The 12,719-nt window shown below is 68.0% G+C and carries 22 protein-coding genes; all 22 read right to left on the bottom strand.

Annotated features, from left to right (window positions below; all coding sequences use genetic code 11):
• Positions 1-4: 4 nt before the first annotated feature.
• The 22 genes from truA to rplN all read right to left on the bottom strand — a co-directional run bounded on the left by truA (position 5) and on the right by rplN (position 12,636).
• Entirely contained in the window at positions 5-847 is an 843-nt protein-coding gene (truA, locus tag NYF13_RS02075) for a tRNA pseudouridine(38-40) synthase TruA (protein WP_315657153.1), read from the bottom strand.
• A 73-nt stretch (positions 848-920) separates the two neighbouring features.
• Positions 921-1,481, bottom strand: coding sequence for a 50S ribosomal protein L17 (gene rplQ, locus NYF13_RS02080; RefSeq protein ID WP_315653778.1), 561 nt, complete (start codon positions 1,479-1,481; stop codon positions 921-923).
• Between the two features lie 41 nt (positions 1,482-1,522).
• Positions 1,523-2,617: a DNA-directed RNA polymerase subunit alpha gene (locus NYF13_RS02085; RefSeq protein ID WP_315657154.1), complete on the bottom strand. Its 1,095-nt coding sequence runs from the start codon at positions 2,615-2,617 to the stop codon at positions 1,523-1,525.
• 99 nt (positions 2,618-2,716) lie between these two features.
• Positions 2,717-3,322 carry a 30S ribosomal protein S4 gene (gene rpsD, locus NYF13_RS02090; RefSeq protein ID WP_315653779.1) on the bottom strand — a complete coding sequence of 202 codons (606 nt, stop codon included), beginning with the start codon at positions 3,320-3,322 and terminating at the stop codon, positions 2,717-2,719.
• Positions 3,323-3,345: 23 nt separating this feature from the next.
• A complete protein-coding gene (gene rpsK / locus NYF13_RS02095) occupies positions 3,346-3,753 on the bottom strand; it encodes a 30S ribosomal protein S11 (RefSeq protein ID WP_315653780.1) in 408 nt (135 codons plus the stop codon).
• A gap of 18 nt (positions 3,754-3,771) precedes the next feature.
• The gene (locus NYF13_RS02100; RefSeq protein ID WP_315653781.1) at positions 3,772-3,957 is read right to left on the bottom strand and encodes a hypothetical protein; all 186 of its coding nucleotides are present in this window, start codon (positions 3,955-3,957) and stop codon (positions 3,772-3,774) included.
• The gene (gene rpsM, locus NYF13_RS02105; RefSeq protein WP_315653782.1) at positions 3,954-4,334 is read right to left on the bottom strand and encodes a 30S ribosomal protein S13; all 381 of its coding nucleotides are present in this window, start codon (positions 4,332-4,334) and stop codon (positions 3,954-3,956) included. Before rpsM ends, NYF13_RS02100 begins: the two co-directional genes overlap by 4 nt.
• A gap of 206 nt (positions 4,335-4,540) precedes the next feature.
• Positions 4,541-4,654 carry a 50S ribosomal protein L36 gene (rpmJ, locus tag NYF13_RS02110; RefSeq protein WP_004558882.1) on the bottom strand — a complete coding sequence of 38 codons (114 nt, stop codon included), beginning with the start codon at positions 4,652-4,654 and terminating at the stop codon, positions 4,541-4,543.
• A 37-nt stretch (positions 4,655-4,691) separates the two neighbouring features.
• Positions 4,692-4,913 carry a translation initiation factor IF-1 gene (infA, locus tag NYF13_RS02115; RefSeq protein WP_004558881.1) on the bottom strand — a complete coding sequence of 74 codons (222 nt, stop codon included), beginning with the start codon at positions 4,911-4,913 and terminating at the stop codon, positions 4,692-4,694.
• A 401-nt stretch (positions 4,914-5,314) separates the two neighbouring features.
• The gene (map, locus tag NYF13_RS02120; RefSeq protein ID WP_315653785.1) at positions 5,315-6,091 is read right to left on the bottom strand and encodes a type I methionyl aminopeptidase; all 777 of its coding nucleotides are present in this window, start codon (positions 6,089-6,091) and stop codon (positions 5,315-5,317) included.
• 44 nt (positions 6,092-6,135) lie between these two features.
• Entirely contained in the window at positions 6,136-6,690 is a 555-nt protein-coding gene (locus tag NYF13_RS02125) for an adenylate kinase (RefSeq protein ID WP_315653786.1), read from the bottom strand.
• Entirely contained in the window at positions 6,687-7,994 is a 1,308-nt protein-coding gene (gene secY, locus NYF13_RS02130; protein WP_315653787.1) for a preprotein translocase subunit SecY, read from the bottom strand. The genes NYF13_RS02125 and secY overlap by 4 nt, the downstream gene beginning before the upstream one ends.
• A gap of 391 nt (positions 7,995-8,385) precedes the next feature.
• The gene (gene rplO, locus NYF13_RS02135; protein ID WP_315653788.1) at positions 8,386-8,832 is read right to left on the bottom strand and encodes a 50S ribosomal protein L15; all 447 of its coding nucleotides are present in this window, start codon (positions 8,830-8,832) and stop codon (positions 8,386-8,388) included.
• Positions 8,829-9,014, bottom strand: coding sequence for a 50S ribosomal protein L30 (gene rpmD / locus NYF13_RS02140; protein ID WP_315653789.1), 186 nt, complete (start codon positions 9,012-9,014; stop codon positions 8,829-8,831). Before rpmD ends, rplO begins: the two co-directional genes overlap by 4 nt.
• Before the next feature lies 1 nt (position 9,015).
• Entirely contained in the window at positions 9,016-9,663 is a 648-nt protein-coding gene (gene rpsE / locus NYF13_RS02145) for a 30S ribosomal protein S5 (protein WP_091618516.1), read from the bottom strand.
• A 31-nt stretch (positions 9,664-9,694) separates the two neighbouring features.
• Positions 9,695-10,096, bottom strand: coding sequence for a 50S ribosomal protein L18 (gene rplR / locus NYF13_RS02150; RefSeq protein WP_315653790.1), 402 nt, complete (start codon positions 10,094-10,096; stop codon positions 9,695-9,697).
• A 2-nt stretch (positions 10,097-10,098) separates the two neighbouring features.
• Positions 10,099-10,638, bottom strand: a complete 540-nt coding sequence (rplF, locus tag NYF13_RS02155) for a 50S ribosomal protein L6 (protein WP_315653791.1) — start codon at positions 10,636-10,638, stop codon at positions 10,099-10,101.
• A 16-nt stretch (positions 10,639-10,654) separates the two neighbouring features.
• Positions 10,655-11,053, bottom strand: a complete 399-nt coding sequence (gene rpsH, locus NYF13_RS02160; RefSeq protein WP_076163008.1) for a 30S ribosomal protein S8 — start codon at positions 11,051-11,053, stop codon at positions 10,655-10,657.
• A 107-nt stretch (positions 11,054-11,160) separates the two neighbouring features.
• Entirely contained in the window at positions 11,161-11,346 is a 186-nt protein-coding gene (locus NYF13_RS02165) for a type Z 30S ribosomal protein S14 (protein WP_315653792.1), read from the bottom strand.
• A 4-nt stretch (positions 11,347-11,350) separates the two neighbouring features.
• Complete coding sequence (gene rplE, locus NYF13_RS02170; RefSeq protein WP_315653793.1) at positions 11,351-11,947, bottom strand: 50S ribosomal protein L5; 597 nt, start codon at positions 11,945-11,947, stop codon at positions 11,351-11,353.
• A gap of 2 nt (positions 11,948-11,949) precedes the next feature.
• A complete protein-coding gene (rplX, locus tag NYF13_RS02175) occupies positions 11,950-12,264 on the bottom strand; it encodes a 50S ribosomal protein L24 (RefSeq protein ID WP_091618505.1) in 315 nt (104 codons plus the stop codon).
• 3 nt (positions 12,265-12,267) lie between these two features.
• A complete protein-coding gene (gene rplN, locus NYF13_RS02180) occupies positions 12,268-12,636 on the bottom strand; it encodes a 50S ribosomal protein L14 (RefSeq protein ID WP_091618504.1) in 369 nt (122 codons plus the stop codon).
• Positions 12,637-12,719 lie beyond the last annotated feature (83 nt).

Genomic DNA, 12,719 nt, shown 5'->3' on the forward strand with positions numbered 1-12,719 from the left:
GAAGCTACCCGGCCGGTCGAGGCGAAGTGCGCACGTTGCGGGTCTGTTCGGCCCGCGCGGCCAGCTCGGCGTCCGGCGGGTAGTCGACGGCCGTCAGGGTGAGGCCGTGGGCCGGGGCGACCGCGCTGTCGCGGATTCCGCTCGCGAGGACCTCGGCGGGCCAGTCGCCGCCGCGGCGGCCGTCACCGACCAGCAGGAGCGCGCCGACCAGGCTGCGGACCATCGAATGGCAGAACGCGTCGGCCGAGACCTCGACTTCGAGCAGGTGCTCGTCCACCCGCCGCCAGACGAGCCGCTGCAGCTCGCGGACAGTCGTGCCGCCTTCGCGCTGCTTGCAGTAGGCGGCGAAGTCCCGCAGCCCCAGCAGGGCCTGCGCGGCCTCGTTCATCGCGTCCGTCGAAAGTGGACGGCCCCAGGCCAGGGTGTCGTTGCGGCGCAACGGGTCCACTCCCCACGGGGCATCGGAGACCCGGTAGCGGTAGTGCCGCCGGACCGCGGAGAACCGGGCGTCGAACCCCGGCGCGGCCACCTGGGCCCGCAGCACCCTGACGTCCCCGGGCAGCAGCCGGTTCCAGCGGCCGGTCATCCGGCCCAGGTCCGGTACCCCGTACGGGTCCACCGGGATCCGGCCGGGCGCCTCCGCCGGCCACGGGACGACGTCGACGTGCACGACCTGCCCGGTCGCGTGCACCCCCGCGTCCGTCCGGCCCGCCACCACCACCGACTTCGGCACCGAGGCGCCGGGCGGCTGCCGCTGCAGAGCCTCCTCCAGAACGCCCTGGACGGTGCGACGGCCCGGCTGCCGGGCCCAGCCCGAGAAGTCCGTGCCGTCGTAGCTCACGTCCAGGCGCAGACGAACGAGCCCGCCCTCCCCATGGGGAGTGGCGGGCTCGTCCGGTGTCGACTGTGCCGTCAGGACGTCAGTCCTTCTTGGCGTCCGCGTCGTCCGAAGCCGAGACCTCAGAAGTCTCGGTGGTCTCGGCGGACTCCGTGGCCTCGGTCGCCGAGCCGGCCTCGGCGACCTCAGGGGTCTCCTCGGCGGCGGGAGCGGCCTCGACGGCGGCGGGCTTCTCGTCCTTCGCGAACTTCGTCTTGCGAGCCCGCTCGGCCTCCGACGTCACGGTCTTCTCCGCGACCAGTTCGATGACCGCCATCGGGGCGTTGTCGCCCTTGCGCGGCACCGTCTTGGTGATGCGGGTGTAACCGCCGGCGCGCTCCGAAAAGTGCGGGCCGATCTCGGCGAACAGCTTGTGGACGACGTCCTTGTCACGGACGAAGCGCTGCACCTGACGGCGGTTGTGCAGGTCGCCCCGCTTCGCCTTGGTGATCAGCTTCTCGGCCAGCGGGCGCACCCGGCGGGCCTTCGCCTCGGTCGTCGTGATCTTGCCGTGCTCGAACAGCTGCGTGGCCAGATTGGCCAGGATCAGCCGCTCGTGCGCGGCGGACCCGCCGAGCCGGGCTCCCTTGGTAGGGGTGGGCATCGTTTCTCCTAGTTCAGCTCACAGCGTCCAGGCGCGAGGCCTCAGAGCTGCTCGGTCTCTGCGTAGTCCTGGCCATCGTCGTGGCCCTCGTCCGAAATCCCGCCGCCGATGCCGGTGACGCTCTCCGACCAGCCCTCACCGTCGTAGCTGGTGGCCGCCGCGGTCGGGTCGAACCCGGGCGGGCTGTCCTTGAGCGCCAGGCCGAGCCCGACCAGCTTCAGCTTGACCTCGTCGATCGACTTGGCGCCGAAGTTGCGGATGTCGAGCAGGTCCGCCTCGCTGCGCGAGACCAGCTCGCCCACCGTGTGGATGCCCTCGCGCTTGAGGCAGTTGTACGACCGGACGGTGAGGTCCAGGTCCTCGATCGGCATCGCGTAGGCGGCGATGGTGTCCGCCTCCTGCGGCGACGGGCCGATCTCGATGCCCTCGGCGTCGACGTTCAGCTCGCGGGCGAGACCGAACAGCTCCACCAGCGTCTTGCCCGACGACGCGACCGCGTCGCGCGGCGTGATCGACGGCTTGGTCTCGACGTCCAGGATCAGCTTGTCGAAGTCGGTCCGCTGCTCGACTCGCGTGGCCTCGACCTTGTAGGTCACCTTCAGCACCGGCGAGTAGATCGAGTCGACCGGGATCCGGCCGATCTCCGCGCCCGCCTGCTTGTTCTGCAGGGCCGGAACGTAACCGCGGCCGCGCTCGACGACCAGCTCGATCTCGAGCTTGCCCTTGCCGTTCAGCGACGCGATGTGCAGGTCCGGGTTGTGCACGGTGACGCCCGCGGGCGGCACGATGTCGGCGGCCGTGACCTCACCGGGGCCCTGCTTGCGCAGGTACATGGTGACCGGCTCGTCCTCTTCCGAGGACACGACCAGCTCCTTGAGGTTCAGGATGATGTCGGTGACGTCCTCCTTCACCCCCGGGACCGTGGTGAACTCGTGCAGCACGCCGTCGATGCGGATGCTCGTCACGGCCGCGCCCGGGATGGACGACAGCAGCGTGCGCCGCAGGGAGTTGCCGAGCGTGTAGCCGAAGCCGGGCTCCAGCGGTTCGATGGTGAACCGGGAGCGGGTCTCGTTGACCGTCTCTTCGCCGAGAGCCGGCCGCTGGGAAATCAGCATTTCTTCCTTGTTCCTTTCCAGACGACGCCCGCCATATGACGTCGAAGGGATGGCGTGGCGGCGGCGCGCTCTGGGCGCCGCCGCCCTTGGTCCGGCCGGGCCGGACCGATCGGCCGAAAGCTACTTGGAGTAGAGCTCGACGATCAGCTGTTCCTGAACCGGAACGTCGATCTGCGCGCGCTCCGGGAGCTGGTGGACCAGCACGCGGAGGTTCGACGCGACGACCTGCAGCCACGCCGGGACGGGGCGCTCGCCGAAGGACTCCTTGGCCACCACGAAGGGCAGCATCGAGAACGACTTCGGCCGCACGTCGATGATGTCCCACTTGGAGACCTGGTAGGAGGGCACGTTGACCTTGACGCCGTTGACCAGGAAGTGGCCGTGGCTCACCAGCTGACGCGCCTGACGGCGGGTGCGGGCGATGCCGGCGCGGTAGATCACGTTGTCCAGCCGGGACTCCAGGATCTGCAGCAGCACCTCGCCGGTCTTGCCCGGACGCCGCACGGCCTCCTTGTAGTACCGGACGAACTGGCGCTCGAGCACGCCGTAGGTGTAGCGAGCCTTCTGCTTCTCCTGCGACTGCAGGAGGTACTCGGACTCCTTGATCCGGCCGCGGCCGTGCTGGCCGGGCGGATAGGGGCGACGCTCGAAAGCCTGGTCGCCGCCGATGAGGTCAACCTTCAGGCGACGCGAAATACGCGTCGCGGGGCCGGTGTAACGAGCCATTTCTTCTTACTCCTCCCCGTTCCTCAGACCCGGCGCCGCTTGGGCGGGCGGCAGCCGTTGTGAGGCTGCGGGGTCACGTCCTGGATGGTGCCGACCTCGAGGCCGGCGGCCTGGAGCGAACGGATCGCGGTCTCGCGGCCGGAGCCGGGACCCTTCACGAACACGTCGACCTTCTTCATGCCGTGCTCGGCCGCCTTGCGGGCGGCGGACTCGGCGGCCATCTGCGCGGCGAACGGGGTGGACTTGCGCGAGCCCTTGAAGCCCACGTGACCACTCGACGCCCACGCGATCACGGCACCGGTCGGGTCCGTGATCGAGACGATGGTGTTGTTGAAGGTGCTCTTGATGTGCGCGTGACCGTGCGCGATGTTCTTCTTTTCCTTGCGGCGGACCTTCTTGGTCCCTGCCGCGGAGCGGGACTTCGGTGGCATGTTGTGAGGGTTCTCCTGTTAGCGCGCGTTCTCGAGGTGAGCGGCGGCGGCTTCCTGCTGGCCGCGCCGGATGATGGAACCGGCGTCGGTGTACAGGTTGCGCAGCGCCATCGGGCGGGCGTAGAGCGCCTTGGGCGAGACACAAGCCGGGCTGTGGCGGTTGCCGCCACGCATCTGCACGGCCTTCTTGCCCTGGACGCTCACTTCTTGCCAGCCTTCTTCTTGCCGGCGACCGTCTTCTTCGGGCCCTTGCGGGTGCGGGCGTTGGTCTTGGTCCGCTGACCGCGGACCGGCAGACCACGACGCCAGCGCAGGCCCTGGTAGGTGCCGATCTCGATCTTGCGACGGATGTCGGCGTTCACCTCACGGCGAAGGTCACCCTCGACCTTGAAGTGCTCATCGATGTACTCGCGCAGCTTGATGAGGTCCTCGTCGCTGAGGTCCTTGACGCGGCTGTCCACGTTGAGCTCGGCGGCGGCGATCATCTGCTTCGAGCGGGTACGGCCGATGCCGTAGATGTAGGTCAGCGCGATCTCCAACCGCTTTTCGCGGGGGAGGTCGACGCCAGCGAGTCGTGCCATTGGCGCTGATGCTCCTTCTTCGGTTTCGTCTCCAGGTCTTCTCCCCGTCCGGTTCCGGAACCGACTCGCCTGTCGTGCCCGGGGCTTGCGCCTCGGGTGTCCCGGCCCCGGCCTGAAGTCCGGGGGTGAACCGGACCGCTCGCGCGGCCCGGCAGGTGCGGGGAGGGTGTGTAGCCGTCAAGCCACTCTGCTCGTGAGTGCGGTGCTCAGCCCTGACGCTGCTTGTGACGCAGGTTCTCGCAGATCACCATGATCCGGCCGTGACGGCGGATCACCTTGCACTTGTCGCAGATCTTCTTGACGCTCGGCTGGACCTTCACGTCTCCTGCTCTCCTGCTTCTTCTCAGCTCTTCGTGATCACTTGTAGCGGTAGACGATGCGACCACGAGACAAGTCGTAGGGCGAGAGCTCCACGACAACCCGGTCCTCGGGCAGGATGCGGATGTAGTGCTGCCGCATCTTGCCGCTGATGTGGGCAAGAACCTTGTGGCCGTTCTCCAACTCGACGCGGAACATCGCGTTGGGGAGTGGCTCGACTACGCGGCCTTCGACCTCGATGGCCCCGTCTTTCTTAGCCATGTCCTCCGCAATCCCTGAATGCAACTTCAGCGTGATCGGTTGAGCTCGAGTTCTTGCTTACCTGGGTGGTGCTCCGGCACACTCCAGCCCGACTCCATTGACCGCAAGGTTCACGAGCGCGCAGGAATCGGCGCGATGAGTGCGCCGACTTGACAGTGTACGCAACCCGTGTCGCGTCCCCAAACGGGGGTAACTGTGCTACGAGCCACGCTCGGCCGGCACCTCGGGGGCGAGGAGACCGACCACCGGCTCGACCGGACGAAACACCTGGTCAGGCGACGGAAATCACCCGTTCGGCGTAAGGGACGAGGTTCCGAAGGCCGGAAGTTCAGGCTTCCGGCGGCCCGGGGTTCGTGACCGGGCTTCGGCCAGCGCTCCGAGCCGGCCCCGCCGCAGGCCGGTCAGTCCGCTTCGGCGGCGGTGAGCACCCAGGGGCCGTCTTCGGTGATCGCCACGGTGTGCTCCCAGTGGGCGGCGCGGGAACCGTCGGCAGTGACCACGGTCCAGCCGTCTTCGAGCTCCACCGTCTCGCCGCTGCCGCCGGTCAGCATGGGCTCGATGGCCAGCGCCATGCCGACCTTCAGCCGCGGGCCCTTGCCGGGCTTGCCGACGTTCGGCAGGAACGGATCCATGTGCATCTGGCGGCCGATGCCGTGGCCGCCGTACTCGACGATCTGCCCGTATTCGACCCCACGGTCACGACCCGCCTTCTCGGCCGCGGTCTGCACCGCGAACGAGATGTCGGTGAGCCGCCCGCCCGCCCGGACCGCCTCGACGCCGGCCCACATGGCCGCCTCGGTGGACGCGGACAGCGCCAGGTCCTTCTCGCTGACCTCACCGATGGCCAGGGTGACGGCGGAGTCACCGTGCCAGCCTTCGAGGATGGCGCCGCAGTCCACCGAGATCAGGTCACCTTCGGCGAGCACCTGCCCTTCGGCCGGGATGCCGTGCACGATCTGCTCGTTCACCGAAGCGCAGATGGAAGCCGGGAAGCCGTGATAACCCTGGAACGACGGCACGGCACCGGCGTCGCGGATGGTCTGCTCGGCCAGCTCGTCGAGCTCGGCGGTGCTGACCCCGGGCGCGGCCAGCGCCCGCACCGCGGCCAGCGTCTTCGCGACGACCAGCCCGGCCGCCCGCATCGCCTGCAGCTCGCCCGGCGTCTTGACCTCGATCATGCGCCCACGGCGGAGCACTTGCAGAACACGCAATCCTCCGAGGTTCACGTGCGGTCGCGCAGTGCCTTCAGCACGCGGTCCGAGATCTCTTCGACGTCACCGACCCCGTCGACGGTGACCAGGATGCCGGCGTAGTACTCCAGCAGCGGCGCGGTCTCCGAGACGTAGATCTGCTGGCGGCGGCGGATCACCTCTTCGGTGTCGTCCGCGCGGCCCCGGCCCAGCAGCCGGCCGACCACCACGTCCTCCGACACCTGGAGCTGGATCACGGCGTCGAGCTCGAGGTCGGATTCGCCGAGGATCTCGCCGAGCACGTCGGCCTGCTTGGTGTTGCGGGGGAAGCCGTCGAGCAGGAAGCCGGCCTTGGCGTCCGGCTCGGCCAGGCGCTCGCGGACCATCTCGTTGGTCACCGAGTCCGGCACCAGCTCACCGGAGTCCAGGTACCGCTTGGCCTCCTGGCCGAGCGGGGTCTCCTGGCCGACGTGCGCGCGGAACAGGTCACCGGTCGAGATGTGCGGGATCCGAAGCTGCTCGGACAGGGCGATGGCCTGCGTACCTTTGCCCGCACCGGGCGGGCCCACGAGAACCAGGCGCGTCACTTCAAGAACCCTTCGTAGTTGCGCTGCATCAGCTGGCTTTCGATCTGCTTCACGGTGTCGAGGCCGACGCCCACCATGATCAGCACAGCCGTGCCACCGAACGGGAAGTTCTGGTTGTTCCCGCTGCCGGTGAGGGACAGGAAGAAGTTCGGGAGGATCGCGATGATGCCCAGGTAGAGCGAGCCCGGCAGGGTGATCCGGCCGAGCACGTAGCTCAGGTACTCCGCGGTGGGACGCCCGGGGCGGATGCCCGGGATGAAGCCGCCGAACTTCTTCATCTCGTCCGCGCGCTCGTCCACGTTGAACGTGATCGTGATGTAGAAGTACGTGAAGAAGATGATCAACGCGAAGTACAGCAGGATGTGCACCCAGCTGCTCTGGTTGACCACGAAGTTCTGGATGAAGGACTGCCACCCGGAGTTGCTGTTCGGGTCGCCGATGAGCTGGCTGAGCAGCTGCGGCAGGTACAGCAGCGAGGAGGCGAAGATGACCGGGATGACACCGGCCTGGTTCACCTTGATCGGCAGGTAGGTCGAGGTGCCGCCGTACATCCGGCGCCCGACCATGCGCTTGGCGTACTGCACCGGGATCCGGCGCTGGCCCTGCTCCACGAAGATGACGCTGGCGATGATCACCAGGCCGAACACGCAGATCATGACCAGGGCGACGCCGCCGCCGTTGCTCAGGATGTTGGCGCCCTCGGACGGGATGCGGGCCGCGATGTTCAGGAAGATCAGCACCGACATGCCGTTGCCGACGCCGCGCTCGGTGATCAGCTCGCCCAGCCACATCATCACGGCGGTGCCCGCGGTCATCGTGCAGACGATGATGGCCAGCGAGTAGACGCTGTTGTCCGGGATGATCTGCTGCTGGCAGCCCTGGAACAGGGTGCCGCGGTCGGCCAGCGCGACCACGCCGGTGGCCTGCAGGATCGCCAGGGCGATCGTCAGGTACCGGGTGTACTGGGTCAGCTTGTTCTGGCCGGACTGGCCTTCCTTCTTCAGCTCCTCGAACCGCGGGATTACCACGGTGAGGAGCTGGATGATGATGCTCGCCGTGATGTACGGCATGATGCCGGTCGAGAACAGCGACAGCTGGAGCAGCGCTCCACCGCTGAACAGGTTCAGCAGCTGGTAGACGCCCTGCTGGTCCGCCTGCGAGCTACAGGCCTGGACGGCGGAGAACGAGATCCCGGGTGCCGGAATGGCGGCACCGATCCGGTAGACCGCGACGATGGCTAGCGTGAACAGGATCTTCTTGCGTAGATCCGGCGTCGCGAGAGCCGAGCGGAAGGCGCTGAGCACGCGGGGGACCTCCTCGGCGTCGTCGGCTGTCCTACCGACGATCGGCTTGGCCGGCACGAGGCCGGCGGGAACACAGCTCACTGGCGGCAAAGCCAGGAACGCCTCAGGGCACACTGGTCCCGAAGCGTGGAGCCGACTCTAACAGCTTCACCGGACGTGCCCGCAGTGTGTGTGCGTTTTCCGATCCGGACCCGGCTCCGGCCTCGGGCAACAGCCGCAGGTTGGGCCGTTCGCGGGCGGTGATGATCACCTGTTCGGCCCCGGCCGGAGGTCGCTTTTCGGACCCGCTTCACCGCCGCCCCAAGCGTTTCGCCGGCGACGGGCGACCGGGTACGACCGAGGGCCCGCCCGGCTGGTGCCGGACGGGCCCTCGGTCGAACTGGAGCTGACTTCAGTGCGTGGTGGCGGAGCCACCGGCCGCCTCGAGCTTCTCCTTGGCGGAGCCGGAGAAGCCGTCGGCCGTGAGGTCGAGCTTGACGCCGTTCAGGTCGCCGTTGCCGAGGACCTTGACGAGCTGGCCCTTGCGGACCAGGCCCGCCGCGACGAGCTCCTCGACGCCGACCTGGCCACCGTCCGGGAAGACGCGGGCGATGTCGCCCACGTTCACCGGCTGGTACTCGGTGCGGAACCGGTTCTTGAACCCACGCAGCTTCGGCAGCCGCATGTGGATGGGCATCTGCCCACCCTCGAAGCCGGCCGGCACGTTCTTCCGGGCCTTGGTGCCCTTGGTACCGCGACCGGCGGTCTTGCCCTTCGAGCCCTCACCACGGCCGACGCGGATCTTGTCGCGCTTCGCACCGGGGGCGGGACGGAGGTGGTGGATCTTGATGGCGGTCATGACTGGACCTCCTCGACCTCCACGAGGTGGCGGACGGCCCGGATCAGGCCGCGCACCTCGGGGGTGTCTTCACGCACGGTCGACTGGCGGATCTTGCGCAACCCGAGGGTGCGCAGCGATTCGCGGTGCTCGTGCTTCGTGCCGATCTTGCTCTTGATCTGCGTGACCTTCAGCTGAGCCATGTCAGACCCCCTGGCCCGCGCGCTGGCGCAGCATCCGGGCCGGGGCCACGTCCTCGAGCGGGAGGCCGCGGCGGGCCGCGACCTCTTCGGGACGCTGAAGGCCCTTGAGGGCCGCCACGGTCGCGTGGACGATGTTGATCGCGTTGTCGGAGCCCAGCGACTTCGACAGCACGTCGTGCACGCCCGCGCACTCCAGCACCGCGCGCACCGGGCCACCGGCGATGACACCGGTACCGGCGGAGGCCGGACGGAGCAGCACGACCCCGGCGGACGCCTCACCCTGGATGGGGTGGGGAATCGTGCCGGCGACGCGAGGCACGCGGAAGAAGTTCTTCTTCGCCTCCTCGACGCCCTTGGCGATGGCCGCGGGAACTTCCTTGGCCTTGCCGTAGCCGACGCCGACCTGACCGTCGCCGTCACCGACGACGACGAGGGCGGTGAAGCTGAAGCGACGACCACCCTTGACGACCTTGGCGACGCGGTTGATCGTCACGACCTTCTCGAGGTGCGGGGTCTTGTCCTGGCCGGCCCCGCCACGGCCGCTGTCGCGCCGGTCCCGGCCGCCACCGCGGCGATCATTGCGGTCGTTGCCGCCCTGTCCGCCCGGTCCGCCCTGGCCGCCGCCGAATTGCCGTGTACGTCCCGGCATCAGGCTTTCCTTCCCTTAACGAGCATGTGCATCAGAACTCCAGCCCCGCCTCACGCGCGGCGTCGGCCAGTGCGGCGATGCGACCGTGGTAGGCGTTGCCGCCCCGGTCGAACACCACGGCCGAGATACCGGCGTCCTTGGCCCGGGCGGCGACCAGCTGGCCGACCTTGGCGGCCTTGGCCTTCTTGTCGCCCTCGGTCGTCCGGACGTCCGCCTCGAGGGTGGACGCCGAGGCCAGGGTGTGGCCGGCCAGGTCGTCGATCACCTGCACGGCGATGTGCCGCGAGGAGCGCTTGACGACCAGGCGCGGACGCGCCGAGGTGCCGCTGACCTTCTTGCGGAGGCGGAAGTGCCGACGGGTCTTGGCGACGCGGCGGCGGGTCGAGATGTCCTTGCCGACCGGCTTGCGCTTCGTAGTAGTCGTGTCGCTCATGATCACTTACCCGTCTTTCCGACCTTGCGGCGGATCTTCTCACCCTCGTAGCGCAGGCCCTTGCCCTTGTAGGGGTCGGGGCGGCGCAGCCTGCGGATGACGGCCGAGATCTGGCCGACCTTCTGCTTGTCGATGCCGGAGACCGAGAACCGGGTCGGGGTCTCCACCTTGAAGGTGATGCCCTCCGGGGCCTCGATCTTGACCGGGTGGCTGAAGCCGAGGGCGAACTCGAGGTCCGCTCCCTTGGCCTGCACGCGGTAACCGACACCGTGGATCTCGAGCTTCTTCTCGTAGCCCGCGGTCACACCGACGACCAGGTTGTTCACCAGGGTGCGGGTGAGACCGTGCAGGGCCCGGCTATCGCGCTCGTCGTCCGGACGCTTGACCAGCAGCGTGCCGTCTTCGTCACGCTCGACGACGATCGGCTCGGCGATGGTGTGCTCCAGGGTGCCCTTGGGCCCCTTGACCTGAATGTGCTGACCGTTGATGGTCACCTCGACCCCGGAAGGGACGGCGACCGGCAGCTTACCGATACGAGACATGCCTGTACCCCCTTCCTTACCAGACGTAGGCGAGGACTTCGCCGCCCACGCTGTTGCGCTTGGCCTGACGGTCGGTCTGGAGCCCGGAGGACGTCGAGATGATCGCGACGCCGAGGCCACCGAGAACGGACGGCAGTTCGGTCGATTTTGCGTAGACCCGCAGACCGGGCTTGGAGACGCGCCGGAGGCCGGCGATGCTCCGCTCACGGTTGGGGCCGTACTTCAGCTCCACCACGAGGTTCTTGTGCTTCTCGCCCGGCTCGTCGCGGTAGCTAGCGATGTAGCCCTCGCGCTTGAGGATCTCGGCGATGTTCGCCTTGATCTTCGAGTGGGGAAGCACGACCTCGTCGTGGTACGCCGAGTTCGCGTTGCGCAGACGGGTCAAGAAGTCTGCGATGGGGTCGGTCATCGTCATGGTGACCTGTCAACCTTTCTCGCCTGGTTCCCCGACCTCCGGCCCCCGGGTGATTCCGGGGGCCGGGCGGGCGGGGCCTGTGGCGAACTGGGAAATAGTTTCGAGCCTTACCAGCTGGACTTGCGGACGCCGGGCAGCTCGCCCGCGTGTGCCATCTCTCGAAGGCAGATCCGGCAGAGCCCGAACTTGCGGAACACCGAGTGCGGCCGGCCGCACCGCTGGCAGCGGGTGTAGCCGCGCACCGCGAACTTCGGCTTCTTCGCGGCCTTGTGGACTAGCGCTTTCTTGGCCATCGGCTCAGTTCTCCTTGAACGGGAAGCCGAGCTTGCGCAGCAGCGCCCGGCCCTCGTCGTCGGTGGTGGCGGTGGTGACGACGGTGACGTCCATGCCGCGCGGGCGGTCGATGTCGTCCGGGTTGATCTCGTGGAACATCGACTGCTCGTTGAGACCGAACGTGTAGTTGCCGTTGCCGTCGAACTGCTTGCCCGAGAGGCCGCGGAAGTCGCGGATACGCGGGAGCGCGATGGTCAGCAGCCGGTCGAGGAACTCCCACATCCGGTCGCCGCGCAGCGTGACGCGTGCGCCGATCGGCTGGCCCTCGCGCAGCTTGAACTGCGCGATGGACTTGCGGGCCTTGCGGACCTCGGGCTTCTGGCCGGTGATCGCGGCGAGGTCGCGGACCGCACCGTCGATCAGCTTGCTGTCGCGGGCGGCGTCGCCGACACCCATGTTCACGACGACCTTCACGACGCCGGGAATCTGGTGCACGTTGGCGATGGTGAACTCCTTCTGGAGCTCGCCCTTGATCTCTTCGCGGTACCGGGTCTTCAGACGCGGAACCGTCTTCTCGCCCGAAGAACCGCTTGCGGGTTCGAGCGTGGTGTCAGTGCTCATGATCAGATGTCCTTACCGTTCCGGCGCGAGACCCGGACCTTCTTGCCGTCCTCGCCGAAGCGGTAGCCGACCCGGGCCGGCTTGCCGTCCGAGTCCACGACCATCACGTTCGACACGTGGATGGGCGCCTCCTGGGTGACGATGCCACCGGACTGCGCACCACGCTGGGTCTGGGTGATCCGAGTGTGCTTCTTGATCCGGTTCACGCCCTCGACCAGCACTCGCTCACGCTCGGGGTAGGCCTGGATGACCTTGCCCTTGGCGCCCTTGTCCTTGCCGGCGATGACGACGACCGTGTCGCCCTTCTTCACCTTCATGCTCTACAACACCTCCGGCGCGAGCGAAATGATCTTCATGAACTTTCGGTCGCGCAGCTCGCGGCCCACCGGGCCGAAGATGCGGGTGCCCCGGGGCTCGTTGTCACTCTTGATGAGCACGGCGGCGTTCTCGTCGAAGCGGATGTAGGAGCCGTCCGGACGACGCCGCTCCTTGACCGTGCGGACGATGACCGCCTTGACGACATCGCCCTTCTTCACCCCGGCAGCCGGGATGGCGTCCTTCACGGTGGCGACGATGATGTCGCCGATGCCCGCGTAGCGCCGCCCGGATCCGCCGAGCACCCGGATGCAAAGGATCTCCTTCGCCCCGGTGTTGTCGGCGACTCGTAGCCGCGACTCCTGCTGGATCACGTCAACTCCTGTATGTCGCGCCGGTTCTCGCCCGCCTTGAGCGGCAGCGCGAGCCTTGCGGAACTAAGGACTCCGAGGAGCCC

It is taken from the genome of Amycolatopsis sp. PS_44_ISF1, assembly GCF_032335455.1.
Lineage (GTDB): Bacteria > Actinomycetota > Actinomycetes > Mycobacteriales > Pseudonocardiaceae > Amycolatopsis.

What these genes read in the sequence shown, in the direction of transcription:
- rplR (WP_315653790.1), bottom strand. Translation starts at nt 10,096, where the DNA reads ATGAGCGACACGACTACTACGAAGCGCAAGCCGGTCGGCAAGGACATC.
- rpmD (WP_315653789.1), bottom strand. Translation starts at nt 9,014, where the DNA reads ATGGCTCAGCTGAAGGTCACGCAGATCAAGAGCAAGATCGGCACGAAG.
- rpsH (WP_076163008.1), bottom strand. Translation starts at nt 11,053, where the DNA reads ATGACGATGACCGACCCCATCGCAGACTTCTTGACCCGTCTGCGCAAC.
- rpsD (WP_315653779.1), bottom strand. Translation starts at nt 3,322, where the DNA reads ATGGCTCGTTACACCGGCCCCGCGACGCGTATTTCGCGTCGCCTGAAG.
- rplE (WP_315653793.1), bottom strand. Translation starts at nt 11,947, where the DNA reads ATGAGCACTGACACCACGCTCGAACCCGCAAGCGGTTCTTCGGGCGAG.
- rplQ (WP_315653778.1), bottom strand. Translation starts at nt 1,481, where the DNA reads ATGCCCACCCCTACCAAGGGAGCCCGGCTCGGCGGGTCCGCCGCGCAC.
- rpsM (WP_315653782.1), bottom strand. Translation starts at nt 4,334, where the DNA reads ATGGCACGACTCGCTGGCGTCGACCTCCCCCGCGAAAAGCGGTTGGAG.
- rpsE (WP_091618516.1), bottom strand. Translation starts at nt 9,663, where the DNA reads ATGCCGGGACGTACACGGCAATTCGGCGGCGGCCAGGGCGGACCGGGC.
- infA (WP_004558881.1), bottom strand. Translation starts at nt 4,913, where the DNA reads ATGGCTAAGAAAGACGGGGCCATCGAGGTCGAAGGCCGCGTAGTCGAG.
- NYF13_RS02165 (WP_315653792.1), bottom strand. Translation starts at nt 11,346, where the DNA reads ATGGCCAAGAAAGCGCTAGTCCACAAGGCCGCGAAGAAGCCGAAGTTC.
- rplO (WP_315653788.1), bottom strand. Translation starts at nt 8,832, where the DNA reads ATGACCGCCATCAAGATCCACCACCTCCGTCCCGCCCCCGGTGCGAAG.
- rpsK (WP_315653780.1), bottom strand. Translation starts at nt 3,753, where the DNA reads ATGCCACCGAAGTCCCGCTCCGCGGCAGGGACCAAGAAGGTCCGCCGC.
- map (WP_315653785.1), bottom strand. Translation starts at nt 6,091, where the DNA reads ATGATCGAGGTCAAGACGCCGGGCGAGCTGCAGGCGATGCGGGCGGCC.
- rplF (WP_315653791.1), bottom strand. Translation starts at nt 10,638, where the DNA reads ATGTCTCGTATCGGTAAGCTGCCGGTCGCCGTCCCTTCCGGGGTCGAG.
- rplX (WP_091618505.1), bottom strand. Translation starts at nt 12,264, where the DNA reads ATGAAGGTGAAGAAGGGCGACACGGTCGTCGTCATCGCCGGCAAGGAC.